The 12,620-nt window shown below is 62.1% G+C and carries 10 protein-coding genes; all 10 read left to right on the top strand.

Going from position 1 to position 12,620, the window contains the following annotated elements; genetic code table 11:
• Positions 1-2,058, top strand: a 2,058-nt coding sequence (locus EN749_RS19115) for a mechanosensitive ion channel family protein (protein ID WP_145990946.1), incomplete at its 5' end; no start/stop codon positions are given.
• Between the two features lie 156 nt (positions 2,059-2,214).
• On the top strand, positions 2,215-2,478 hold the full coding sequence (locus EN749_RS19110; protein WP_164748978.1) for a hypothetical protein: 264 nt from the start codon (positions 2,215-2,217) through the stop codon (positions 2,476-2,478).
• A 205-nt stretch (positions 2,479-2,683) separates the two neighbouring features.
• Positions 2,684-4,117 carry a UbiA family prenyltransferase gene (locus EN749_RS19105; RefSeq protein WP_127330329.1) on the top strand — a complete coding sequence of 478 codons (1,434 nt, stop codon included), beginning with the start codon at positions 2,684-2,686 and terminating at the stop codon, positions 4,115-4,117.
• A gap of 2 nt (positions 4,118-4,119) precedes the next feature.
• A complete protein-coding gene (locus tag EN749_RS19100; protein ID WP_127810158.1) occupies positions 4,120-5,472 on the top strand; it encodes an FAD-binding oxidoreductase in 1,353 nt (450 codons plus the stop codon).
• Positions 5,473-5,596: 124 nt separating this feature from the next.
• Entirely contained in the window at positions 5,597-6,046 is a 450-nt protein-coding gene (locus tag EN749_RS19095) for an EamA family transporter (protein ID WP_127397099.1), read from the top strand.
• Entirely contained in the window at positions 6,043-7,050 is a 1,008-nt protein-coding gene (locus EN749_RS19090; RefSeq protein WP_127810159.1) for an NAD(P)-dependent oxidoreductase, read from the top strand. Before EN749_RS19095 ends, EN749_RS19090 begins: the two co-directional genes overlap by 4 nt.
• 104 nt (positions 7,051-7,154) lie before the next feature.
• On the top strand, positions 7,155-8,585 hold the full coding sequence (locus EN749_RS19085; RefSeq protein ID WP_236383382.1) for an aspartate aminotransferase family protein: 1,431 nt from the start codon (positions 7,155-7,157) through the stop codon (positions 8,583-8,585).
• A 19-nt stretch (positions 8,586-8,604) separates the two neighbouring features.
• On the top strand, positions 8,605-9,837 hold the full coding sequence (locus tag EN749_RS19080) for a DUF2029 domain-containing protein (RefSeq protein ID WP_128363720.1): 1,233 nt from the start codon (positions 8,605-8,607) through the stop codon (positions 9,835-9,837).
• Complete coding sequence (locus EN749_RS19075) at positions 9,834-10,592, top strand: FkbM family methyltransferase (RefSeq protein ID WP_128287882.1); 759 nt, start codon at positions 9,834-9,836, stop codon at positions 10,590-10,592. The genes EN749_RS19080 and EN749_RS19075 overlap by 4 nt, the downstream gene beginning before the upstream one ends.
• Positions 10,593-10,752: 160 nt before the next feature.
• The coding region (locus EN749_RS19070) for an FAD-dependent oxidoreductase (protein ID WP_145990945.1) at positions 10,753-12,620 on the top strand (1,868 nt) is incomplete at its 3' end.

Here is a 12,620-nt window from a genome sequence, read left to right as displayed (position 1 = left end):
ATCCGCATCAGCGGGCTGATCGATAAGATCGGCAATATGCGCAGCGAGTTGTTCCGCAACCTTTTGACCAAACGCTACGTGCTGTCGGATGCGCTGAGCCCGCAGGTGTTCTCCGACGCCCAGGACGAATACACCAATCTGTACAAGGCGGTGTCTTCCTGGCTGAGCTTCGCTTTCAAGTTCAAGTTCCAGGCCATCCTCGCAGCGACCTTCGTGGCGCTCGGGCTGGCGCTGGTGCTGCTGGTCGGCGGCAGGCGGCTGTTCGGGAGGGTGTTCGAAGCCGATCCCTCCAATGAAGACCCGTCCTATCTCAGCCGCTTATCGGTGGCTTTCTGGTCAACCTTGCTGCCAACGCTGGCGGTTGCCGCCTTTCTGGGATCGACGATTTTCTTCTTCAATTATTACAATGTGTTGCGCGGTGATATTGGCCTGTTCCTCAATGCATTGGCGACCGCCATCGGCGTGGTGTTCTGCGTCAACCGGCTGACCAATGCGGCGCTGGAGCCGCGGCTGCCGAACTGGCGCCTTATCCCGGTTGAAACGGGGCCGGCGCGCTGGCTGGTGCGCCTGACCACCGCCATGGCCGTGGTCATCAGCGTCAACACCTTCCTGTCGGTGATCAACGACAAAATGGGCTCGCCGCTGTCATTGACCATTGCCCGCAGTTTCGGCGCAACCATCATCGTCGGCGTCATCCTGATCCTGATGGCGATGCTGAGGCCATTCAAGGCGCGTGATGGAAGTTGGCGGCCGTGGCCGGCATGGCTGCGCTATACGGCGCTTGCACTCGGTCTTTTCACCATCGTCGCGGCGCTGCTTGGTTACATCGGCCTCGCTCTGTTCGTTTCGCTGCAGGTCGTCGTTACCGGCACCGCGCTGATCACCGCCTATATCGGTTTCCTGTCGGCACAGGCGATCGGCGAGGAGGGTGCTTTCGCCAACACGACCGTCGGGCGCTGGCTGTCGGCCAAATCCAGCTACGAGGATACGGCCCTCGACCAGCTAGGCCTTGTCGTCAGCGTTGCCATCAATGTGATGATCGTGCTGGTGTTCCTGCCGCTGATCCTGCTGATGTGGGGTTTCCAGCTGGGCGATATCCAGGCTTGGGCCTACAAGCTCGCAACCGGGATCAACATCGGGTCGGTGACCATTTCGGTGACCGGCATCCTCTCCGGCATCGTCGTCTTCATCATAGGCTATTTCCTGACGCGCTGGTTCCAGGGCTGGCTCGACGGTTCGGTGATGGCGCGTGGCAAGGTCGATACCGGCGTGCGCAACTCGATCAGGCTGGCGGTCGGCTATGCCGGCGTCGCGCTCGCGGCACTGGTCGGGATCTCGGCGGCGGGCATAGACCTGTCCAGCCTGGCGCTGGTCGCCGGCGCTCTTTCCCTCGGTATCGGCTTTGGCCTGCAGAACGTGGTGTCCAATTTCGTTTCCGGCCTGATCCTGTTGGCCGAGCGACCATTCAAGGTGGGCGACTGGATCGTTGCCGGCGATGTCAGCGGCACAGTCAAGAAGATCAGCGTGCGCGCCACCGAGATCGAAACCTTCCAGCGGCAATCGGTGATCCTGCCCAATTCGAACCTGATCAACAACGCCGTCGGCAACTGGACGCACCGCAACAAGCTCGGCCGCGTCGACATCAAGGTCGGCGTCGCTTACGGCAGCGACGTCAAGCAGGTTCATGCCGTCCTGCTGGAGATCGCCCGCAGCCACCCGATGGTGCTGAAGAACCCCGAACCCTTCGTGCTGTTTTCCAATTTCGGCCCTGCCGCCCTGGAATTCGAGATCCGCGTGTTCCTGGCCGATGTGATGAATGGCAACATCGCGCAGAACGACATCCGTTTTGCCGTCCTCGAAAAATTCAGCAGCGAACACATCGAGATGCCCTCGACGCCGCGCGCCGTGGTCGAGGCCCATAAGCCCAAGGCGTGGCCGACAGACGACGACAAGATCGAGGCCGACTTCGCCGAACAGGAGCAGATAAAGGCCGAAGCCGAGGCGGAGAAGAAGCGGCTGGTCAAGTCCCGCAAAACCAAGAAGCCAGATCCGGACTAAGCTGGGACTCCGTCGACCTTGATCCTGCCGGAACCGATTGCGGCATGAATGCGGCATTCAGTTGCGGTTCAGCTTCCATCTCCTATAAGCTCCCATGCAAAGGCGAAATTGCCTTGCGAAATGCAACAGAGGCGGTGGGAACACCGATATTGCACCATGTGGAAGTCTCTCGTCGCTGCCGTCGCCCTGGTCGCCGCCATCGGCTCGGTCCATGCCGCAAGCGCGGTCAACAAGGACGCCGAGACCCGCACGCTGGTCGTGACCGAGGGCGGCAGCAAGACCGACCTCGCGCTGGCTGGTGGCGAAACGGTTGAGTTCTGCCCGAATGGCTGTTTCGTCACCTTGCCGAACGGCGACCTCGAAGCTCTGACCGGTTCGGAAACCATCGAAATCTCGGGCGGCGTCGCCCGAATCAAGTAATTCCGGTTGCATATCTTGAGGGCCGGGCATTTGCTCGGCCTTTTATTGTTTCCGGTAGCAGTTGCTTAACAATGACGCCGGAAATACCGTCACGGCAGCCGTCTGCAACCGGGCGTTTTAACGTTCGCTACGCCATCGCCCGCTATACCAGCCTCAAGACGCCGGAAAGCGGCGCGCAACTCTACGCGGGCAGGGCAGAACGGACATGGATGCGCGGTCGGACAGGAACGCAATACCGCTTGCGGTCGATCTCGACGGCACGCTGATCGCGACCGATCTGTTGTGGGAAGGGCTGTTCATCCTTCTCAAGAAGAACCCGCTCTATATCTTCCTGGTACCGTTCTGGATCGCCGGCGGGCCGGCGCGGCTGAAGCAGGCAATCGCGCAACGCATCGACATCGATCCGGCATCGCTGCCCTATCGCGAAGTGCTGCTTTGCCGCCTCCGGACCGAACACGCCGAGGGCCGCAAGATCGTGCTGGCAACCGGTACGCCGCGCAAGTTCGCCGACGCCATCGCGGCCCATCTCGGCATTTTCGACCAGGTGCTGGCCACCGATGGTCTCGCCAATCTCACCTCGGGCAGGAAGCGCGCTTCGCTGATCGCAGCCTATGGCGATGGCGGTTTCGACTATGCCGGCAACAGCCGTCACGATCTCCAGGTCTTCGATGCAGCGCGCAACGCCATCGTCGTCGCGCCCGACCGCCATGCCGCGCGCTGGCAGGCAGCGCATGGCGCCGAGACGATGCCGGCGCCGAAGCCGACTTTGCGGACCATCGTCAAGATGCTGCGTGTCCATCAGTGGCTGAAGAATTCGCTGATCGCAGTGCCGATGGTGCTCTCGCATGAATATTTCAACACCGACATGATCTGGCAATGCCTGCTGGCATTCGTCTCGTTCAGTGCGGTGGCGTCGGCCATCTATATCCTCAACGATTTCTTCGACCTCGCGCTCGATCGCAAACACCTCACCAAGCGCAACAGGCCGTTCGCCAGCGGTGCGCTGTCGATCCCGTTCGGACTTGGCGCAATCGCGGTGCTTCTGGCGATCGGCATCGGCACCGGGCTGTTCCTGTCGCCCGAATTCATGGCTGTGCTCGGCGGCTATATGGTCGTCACGACGGCCTATTCGCTGTCGTTCAAGCGCATGCTGCTGGTCGATGTGCTGACACTCGCCGGCCTCTACACGATCCGCGTCCTGGCCGGTGCGGCGGCGACCGGCGTCGACGTCTCGTTCTGGCTACTGGCCTTCTCTATCTTCTTCTTCCTGTCGCTGGCGCTGGTGAAGCGCTTCGTCGAACTGCGCACCACCGCCATTCCGCCTGGCGAGCGCATTGCCGGCCGCGGCTATCGCACCGAAGACCAGGAGATCGTCGCCCAGGCCGGCATGGCTTCGGCCTTCTCCTCGGCGCTGGTGCTGGCGCTCTACATGGACAGTGTCGCGGTGCGCGAGCTCTATCCGCATCCATGGCTGATCTGGCCGCTGGCACCGATCGTGCTTTATCTCACCATGCGCGTCTGGATCCTGGCGCGCCGCAACGAGATGCATGACGATCCGGTCGTCTTCATCATCCGCGACTGGCGCAGCCAGATCGTTGTGCTGATCGGTGCAGTGATGCTGGTCATCGGGGGCTGGTAGGCATGGCCACTGAGCGGTTCCCGAGCTTTGGCCTTGCTACGCCGCCGGCGCCGCGCGCCATCGGTGCCGACGAGGCTATCTCGCTGCTGAAGGGCGGTCAGGCCAAGCCAGCGTCACTGCTTGCCTATGGCAATGGCCGCTCCTACGGCGATTCCTGCCAGAACGCGGCCGGCGCGGTCGTCGACATGCGCTCGCTGAACCGGATTCGTGCCTTCAACGCCGAAACCGGTGTTCTCGAGGCGGATGCCGGCGTGCTGTTGTCCGACATCATCGCCCACGCTGCCCCACACGGCTTCTTCCCGGCGGTTGTGCCCGGCACCCAATTCGTCACGCTGGGTGGCGCCATCGCAAACGACGTGCATGGCAAGAACCATCATCGGCGCGGGACATTCGGCTGCCATGTCGAGAGCTTCACGCTGCTCAGGTCCGACGGAAAGACCCACCGCTGCTCGGCATCGGACAATGCGCGGCTGTTTGCGGCAACGATCGGCGGCATGGGGCTGACCGGCCTCATCCTGTCGGCCTCGATCCGGCTGATGCGGGTGCATTCGCTCGACATCGTCGAAAAGGCGACCCCGTTTCGCGATCTCTACGAATTCTTCGGTTTGGCCGAGGCGGCCGATCAAGCCAATGAATATGCGGTCGCCTGGATCGACCAGTTGGCCGATGGCCGCAACAGCGGTCGCGGCCTGCTGTTCACTGGTAATCACGCCGAGCACGGCTCGCATGCCGCCTCGCGCGCCGGTGGCAATTTCTCGGTGCCGGTCCAGCCGCCATTCAATGTGCTCAACCGGCCGTTCCTGACCGCCTTCAACGCTGCCTACAGGTGGAGGAAGAGCCGGGCAACGGTGCCGCGCCAGGCCGGATATCAGGGCTTCTTCTTCCCGCTCGACGGCGTGCGCGACTGGAACCGGCTTTATGGGCCGAAAGGGCTTTTCCAGCACCAGAGCGTGGTGCCGGAAGAGACGGCGCGCGAGGCCGTGCCGGCATTGCTGGCGGCTGCAAGGCAAGCAGGGCAGGGCTCGTTCCTCACCGTGCTGAAGCGCTTTGGCTCCATCCGCTCGCCGGCACTGCTGTCGTTCCCGCGCCCTGGCTACACGCTGACGCTGGATTTCCCCAACAGGGGTGCCGCGACACTGACATTGCTGCGGGAACTCGACCGCATCACGGTCGAGGCCGGCGGCGCGGTCAATCCATACAAGGACGCCCGCATGGCCGCCGAGATATTCGCCTCGTCCTTTCCCGAATGGCAGCGGCTGGAAGCGCTCCGCGACCACGCCTTCATGTCTGACTTCTGGGCGCGCACCGCGAAGAGGTTGGATGCGCGACGAGGCTCGGTCGAGGCGGCCGAATAGATAAAACTCGAATAATTCCTGGTTAATTGATGCTTAATAACGCGATTTACTCAAAATATTGTTGGGACTTCACCAAATGTTTGCGGGTTTGTAATAGCAAGCGTGAAGGGGTGGCTTGGAACACATGAAATACATCGTCTTCATTCTCTTTACAGTCATGACCAATGCCGCCGCGCAGCTGATGCTGAAGCAAGGCATGATGTCGCTCGGGCCGATCTCGTTCGAGGGCGTCAATCCGCTCGTCAAGTTGCTGCAGATCGTTTTCAGCCCCTGGGTGTTCCTTGGCCTGTGTACCTTCGTCATCTCGATGGCATCGCATCTCTATGTGCTGTCCAAGGTCGAGCTCTCCTTCGCCTATCCGTTCCTCAGCCTCGCCTATGTTGCCGTCGCCATCTTCGCTTATTTCGTCTTCCGCGAGGACCTCAATGGCTGGCGCATCGCCGGCATCGCCTTCATCTGCGTCGGCACGGTGCTGATCGCCCAAAGTGGCCGGGATTTGGGCGAGCGAGGGCATGAAGACCAGACGGCTTCCATCACGCCTGACAAGATCCAAGCAAACGAGACTGTTCGATGAGACATGTGATTTTCGGCGGCGACGGTTTCGTCGGCCGCCATCTCGCCCCGAAACTTGTGGCCGATGGTGAAGAGGTCGTCGTCGCCGATATCGTCAAAAGCGACCTGCCGCATTACCGCACTGTCCGCTTTGTCCAGTGCGACGTCACCGATCCTGCATCGGTCGCGGCGGTTGGGCTGAAGGCCGACGACATGGTCTATAATCTGTCGGCCAAGATGCTGTCGCCGATCCAGGTGCGCGCCAAGCGGCACGATTTCTTCTTCCCGGTGAATTTTCATGGGACCGAGCACATCATGCAGGCCATGGACAGAGCCGGTGCGTCAAAACTCGTCCACTACACGACCGACATGATCTACGGCCACACGGTCACGCAGCCGATGACCGAGGAGCACCCGGTGGCGCCGCTGGGCGAATATGGCTGGTCGAAGCAGAAGACAGAGGAGCTTGCCGCCGAATGGCGCAAGCGCGGCATGTCGATCTCGCTGTTTCGCCCGCGACTGATCATCGGCCCCGGCCGGCTCGGCATTCTGGAGAAACTGTTCAAGCTGATCGACTGGAATTTTCCGGTGCCGATGATCGGTTCGGGCAGGAACCCCTATCAGTTCATCTCGGTGTTCGACTGTGCCGAGGCCGCGCGCGCGGCCTGGAAGGCCGGTGTGCCTAATGAGGCCTATAATCTGGGTTCGCTCAACCCGCCGCCGGTCAAGAAATTGCTCGGCGATCTGATCAGGCATGCCGGCTCGAAATCGATCCTGATCCCGACACCGGGCTGGGCGGTCAAGCGCACGCTGGACCTGCTCGACCTCTTGAACATGCCGATCATGGACCCGGAACAGTATCTGATCGCCGACGAGGACTGCGTGCTCGACGTGTCCAAGGCCGGGCGTCAGCTCGGCTGGGTGCCGCAATATCGCGACGAGGACATGCTGATCGCCGCCTACAGCGAGTACCGCGCAAAGAAAGCCGGTCACGCCGTCGCCACCAAACATGTGCCCGCCGAATAGCGGCTCGCAAAACAGCTTTCGTTGCGCTCGATCCTGGTCGTGCGTGCAGACAGGAGATTGAAATGACCGTCATGGCCAAGCCCGAACAGACCAATTTGCGCACCATGGTCAGCGCGCCGTCGCTGTCGCCCGCCACCATCGCCAAGCCCGATTTGATCAGCGTCGAGCAGGCCAAGGCGATGGACGTTGCCCGCATGACCGACCTGTTCAAGGCGCATCTCAACCCCGGCCAGCTGCACTTCATGAAGCTGCTCGGCTTCCACAAGATCAAGATCGAGCGTGCCGAAGGTATGTTCTACATCGACCAGAACGGCCGCAAGATCCTCGACTTCTTCGGCGGCTTCGGTTCGCTGGCCTTTGGCCACAATCATCCGCGCATCCTGGAAGCACGCAAGAAATTCCAGGAAGAGAAGCGCCAGGAAATCGCCATCGCCTTCATGTCGCAATATGCGGCAGCGCTTGCGCACAACATCGCCAAATGCTCGCCCGGCGATCTCGACATGGTATTTTTGGGCTCGTCCGGTTCGGAAGCGATGGAAGCGGCGGTGAAGCTCGCCGAGCGCGCGGCCGGTCCGAAGCGGCCGAAGATCGTCTATGCCGAGAATTCCTTCCACGGCAAGACCAAAGGCGTGCTGGGCATCACCGACGGGCAGCTTTACCGCGCGGACTTCAAGGTGGCCGAAAACACGGTCCGCATCCCGTTTGCCGACATCGAGGCGGTCGAGCGCCTGTTCCGCTCCGATCCGGAGGTCGGGGTCATCGTGCTTGAAACCATCCAGGGCGGTGGCGGCATCATTCAGGCGCCGGCCGAATACTGGCAGAAGCTGCGCGCACTGTGCGACCAGTATGGCGTGTTGTGGGTCGCCGACGAAGTGCAGTGCGGCTATGGCCGGTCAGGCCGCTTCTATGCTTTCGAGCATTACGGCGTCATTCCCGATGTGACGGCGCTGGCCAAATCGCTTGGCGCGGGCAAGGCCGCGGTCGGCGCGATGATCGCGCGGCGCGAGGTTTATATGAAGGCCTATGGCACGCCGAAAACGGCGATGATCCATGCCATGGCGACCTTCGGCGGCATGGGCGAGGCCTGCGTCACCTCGATCGAGGGGCTCAACGTGCTCTACGACGAGGGGCTGATCGACAATGCCGCCGTCACCGGCGACTATTTGCTGCAGCGCCTGCAGGCGCTCAGGGAAAAGTACCCGAAGATCATCAAGGAGGTGCGCGGCAAGGGTTTTATGATCGGCCTGGAGTTCCACGACTTCTCGCAGACCTTGCCGATGGTGCTGCGGCCGATCGTCAGCGTGCTCGACGACAAGCTGAAGGGTTCGCTGTCGGGCTTCATCGGGGCGCTGCTGCTGCGCGACTACGATGTGCTGGTCGCCTTCACCGAGTACAACCGCAACGTCATCCGGCTCGAGCCGCCGCTGATCTGCCAGCGCGAGCATGTCGACCGCTTCGTCGATGCCTTCGACAGCCTGCTGTCGCGCGGCATCGTGGGAATCGTGAAGGATTTCGTCAAAAGCCAGGTCCGTTAAGCGCTCGCTGGATACAACGATGCTGACCAAGTCGCCCGCTCCACAAAACCCAGTCGACCGGCTCACCGAGCCCGTTCTGACGTGGGGCGAGGGGACTTATGCGCGGCTGGCAGCACCGATCGGCGCGGCGGCTTTCGCGCTTTACATTCTTTTTACAGCGTTCACCGCATGGGCGATGCCCGACGCCAACTGGGACATGCTGCCCTATCTCGCTATAGCGGAGGAAGGCACCTATCCCGATGCGCAGGCGCTGCATGACTATGCCTACAGCACTGTCAAATCGGGCGTGTCCGCAGGCGACTATAAGGCGCTGACCGACGATGGCGGCGGCTTCCGCAGTCACATGGCGGAGAATGCCGCCGACTTCCATTCACTGCTCGGCATGTACCGGATCAAATTTCTCTACGCCGAGATACTGTCGACGATGAGCGCGGTGATGTCGCCAGTCGAGGCGATGCGCCTGGTGTCAGTGTTCTCCGTGCTGCTATTCGGCGTGATCGCGCTGCTGTGGCTGCGCTCGGAAAAGGCATTGGCTTTGGCGCCAGCGGTCGGCGCGGTGCTGATCATGGCCGATTTCGGCGATGCGGCGCGCGCCTCGACGCCGGATCTGCTCACGTCGGCGCTGTTGCTGGGCGGGCTTTATGCCTATGTCCGCGGCTACGAGGCGGCAACGGCGCTCCTGCTTTTCCTCGCCTTCATGGTGCGCCCGGACAATATTGTTTTCCTTGCTGTTTTTGCTGTGCTGCTGGTTGCGTTCCGGCAGAAGGCGTGGGGCGCGCTGGCCGGTTTTGCGGCTTCTTTCGTCGCCTATTTCGCCATATCGCACTGGGCCCATCATCCCGGCTGGTGGCCGCATCTGTGGTTCTCCAGCATTGAGCAGCATTACAATATGGACGGGTTCGAACCGCCATTCTCGGTCACCGCCTATCTCAGGGCGTTTGCCGCCTCGCTGCTGCGCGCCGTCAGCCTGAACAGCTGGGCCGGCGTGTCGGTGCTGGCACTGGCCGGCTGGTTTGCCGCCGCCCGCGCCGGCTTCCGCCTCGACCGCCGCGCCGGCATCCTGTTTGCGGCACTGGTGCTCGGCGCGCTGGCGAAGTTCACCGTCTTTCCGATCCACGACACGCGCATCTATTTCCCGCATCTGATCCCGCCATTCCTGCTGCTGGCGACGCCGTTCATGGCGCTGTGGGCAGCCGCGGCTCGTGGCCACAATCGCGCGCCCTTGCCAATCATTCCCGGAGACAAGCCATGAGTTCGCTATCCAGCCTGGCGCGCGTTGCCCTGTCGCTTGGTCTTCCAAGTGGTGTTCTCGATCGCGGGCCGTCGCTGCGCGGCACGAAGTTCCTGGCCAGGGCGGCGCTGAAGGCGCGATTTGGTGGGGCAGGGCGACCGTTCCAGATGGTCAATGTCGGTGCCTGCGACGGTGCGCTGTTCGACGATGTGACGCCGTGGCTGCACCGCATAGCTGGCGCACGCGCGATGCTGGTCGAGCCGATCCCGTACAATCAGAAACGACTGCGCGCCAACTACCCCGACACCAGCCGGTTCATCATCGAGCCGGTGGCGGTGACGAAGACAAAGGGCACGATCACCGTCCACACTTTCGATGCCGCCGCGCTCGAGGCCGGCACGTTGCCCATCGAGTTCATCGGCTGCTCGTCGGTCACCGACACCAATCTGATGTCGGGCAAGAATGCCTGGGGCGAGGCCGACACCAACTTCAACAAGTTCGCGCCGCATCTCAGGGACATCGAGGTGCCATCCGAGACCTTGCAGACGCTGCTCGACCGCAATGGCATCACCCATATCGACGCCTTTCTCGTCGATTGCGAGGGCGCCGACTGGATCGTCTTCGAACAGCTCGACCTCAAGCGCTACCGTCCCGGCATGATCAAGGTCGAGGTCGGCGCGCTGCCCGCGGCCGAGATCGGCCAGGTCGTGGTCAAGCTGAAGACAGCAGGTTATCAGGTCGGCTTCCAGGCCGAGGACATCTGGGCCTTCGCCTGAGTTATAGCCTTCACCTTGGAAGGCGAACCGCCAAGGGTCCGACGGGAAGCATTCTGCCGTCTGGTCGCTCGGCTTTTTGCCAATGTCGCAAACAGGCTTCATCAGGCCCATCGCTCCGCCCTATAGTCCGCCCGCTTTATCACTTTGGAGTCGCGGGCAAATGGCAGAGTTTCCGAAAAAGGCGAAGGTCGTCATTGTCGGCCTGGGCGGTATTGTCGGCGCATCGATCGCCCATCATCTGATCGAACGCGGATGGGACGACATTGTCGGTATCGACAAGTCAGGCATCCCGACCGATATCGGCTCGACCGCGCACGCCTCCGACTTCTGCTACACCACCAGCCACGATTTCCTGTCGTGCTGGACGACGCTCTACTCCATCGATTTCTACGAGAAGATGGGCCACTACGCCCGCATCGGCGGCCTTGAGGTCGCGCGCGTCGGCGACGACGGCCGCATGGAGGAGATCAAGCGCAAGATCGCCTCGGCCAAGGCGTTTGGCACGCGCGCCCGGCTGATCGAGCCGGCCGAGATCAAGGAGAAATTTCCACTCATCGAAGAAGCGATTGTCCAGGGTGGCCTTTGGGATCCCGATGCCGGTCTTGTCATCCCGCGCTCGCAGACGGTCGCCGGCAAGCTGGTCGATCAGGCGGAAGCGTCCGGCAAGCTCAAATCCTTCGCCAACACGTCGGCTCGGTCGCTTGTCGTCAAGGACGGCCGCATATCAGGCGTGGTGACGGACCGCGGCACCATTGAGGCCGACTATGTCATCGTCTGCGCCGGGATCTGGGGCCGGCTGGTCGCGGAAATGGTCGGCGAGGACCTGCCGGTCATGCCGATCGACCATCCGCTGACCTTCTTCGGCCCCTACAACGAGTTCGCCGGCACGGGCAAGGAGATCGGCTGGCCGCTGCTGCGCGACCAGGGCAACTCGGCCTATATGCGCGACACCGGCGATCCAAAGACCGCCGAGGGCGGGCAGATCGAGTGGGGTTACTACGAAGAGACCAATCCGCGCCTTTGCCATCCGCGCGACCTGCTGGAGAAGGACCAGGCGCGGCTTTCGCCCTCACAGCGCGACCTCGACATGGAGCAGATCCTGGCACCGCTCGAGCGCGCCATGGAACTGACGCCGATCCTCGGCGAACTCGGCTATAACGAGAGCCATTCCTTCAACGGGCTTCTCCAGGTGACGGCTGATGGCGGCCCGTCCATGGGCGAAAGCCAGAAGGTGCGGGGCCTTTGGTATGCCGTCGCCATCTGGGTCAAGGACGGTCCCGGCATGGGCAAGCTGATCGCCGACTGGATGACCGACGGCCGCACCGCGATCGATCACCATGCCATCGACTATGCACGGTTCTATCCGCACCAGACCAAGGAGCAATTCATCTGGGATCGCTGCACCGAGACCGCGATGAAGGTCTACAATCCGGCGGTGCATCCGCGCGAGCCGTTCTCCAAGGCCCGCAATATCAGGCGCCCGCCGTTCTGGGAGCGCGAGAAGGAACTTGGCGGTTATTTCATGGAGCTCGGCGGCTGGGAGCGCGCCCACGGCTATGCCGCCAACGAGCACCTTTTGGAGAAATACGGCAACCGCGTGCCGGTGCGCGAGAATGAGTGGGACAACCGTCATTTCTGGCGCGTTTCCAATGCCGAGCATCTCGCCATGAGCGAGGATTGCGGCATCGTCAACCTGTCGCATTTCGCCATGTATGACATCGAAGGTCCCGACCATGTCGCGCTGCTGGAATGGCTGTGCGCGGCCAAGATCGGCGGAGACAACAACATCGGCAAGGGCATCTACACCCACTTCCTCGACGAGGAAGGCATGGTGCGCGCCGACTTTACCGTCATCCGCATGGCCGACCGCTGTCGTTTGATCGACGGCGCGGACGCCGGTCCGCGCGACTTCCAGTACATGCGCCGCACGGCACAGGACAAAGGTTTTGACGTCACCATCACCGACGTGACGGAAAAATACGTCACCATCGGCATCTGGGGGCCGAACGCCCGGGCGACCTTGCAGAA

The organism is Mesorhizobium sp. M7A.F.Ca.ET.027.02.1.1 (genome assembly GCF_004022985.1).
Taxonomy (GTDB): Bacteria; Pseudomonadota; Alphaproteobacteria; order Rhizobiales; family Rhizobiaceae; genus Mesorhizobium.
The sequence above is the reverse complement of the archived record's forward strand: the minus strand, read 5'-3'. Positions and strand labels throughout refer to the sequence as shown.

Excerpts from the sequence above, each read along its gene's own strand:
- EN749_RS19110 (WP_164748978.1), top strand. The coding sequence starts at position 2,215 with ATGTGGAAGTCTCTCGTCGCTGCCGTCGCCCTGGTCGCCGCCATCGGC.
- EN749_RS19105 (WP_127330329.1), top strand. The coding sequence starts at position 2,684 with ATGGATGCGCGGTCGGACAGGAACGCAATACCGCTTGCGGTCGATCTC.
- EN749_RS19100 (WP_127810158.1), top strand. The coding sequence starts at position 4,120 with ATGGCCACTGAGCGGTTCCCGAGCTTTGGCCTTGCTACGCCGCCGGCG.
- EN749_RS19095 (WP_127397099.1), top strand. The coding sequence starts at position 5,597 with ATGAAATACATCGTCTTCATTCTCTTTACAGTCATGACCAATGCCGCC.
- EN749_RS19090 (WP_127810159.1), top strand. The coding sequence starts at position 6,043 with ATGAGACATGTGATTTTCGGCGGCGACGGTTTCGTCGGCCGCCATCTC.
- EN749_RS19085 (WP_236383382.1), top strand. The coding sequence starts at position 7,155 with ATGGTCAGCGCGCCGTCGCTGTCGCCCGCCACCATCGCCAAGCCCGAT.
- EN749_RS19080 (WP_128363720.1), top strand. The coding sequence starts at position 8,605 with ATGCTGACCAAGTCGCCCGCTCCACAAAACCCAGTCGACCGGCTCACC.
- EN749_RS19075 (WP_128287882.1), top strand. The coding sequence starts at position 9,834 with ATGAGTTCGCTATCCAGCCTGGCGCGCGTTGCCCTGTCGCTTGGTCTT.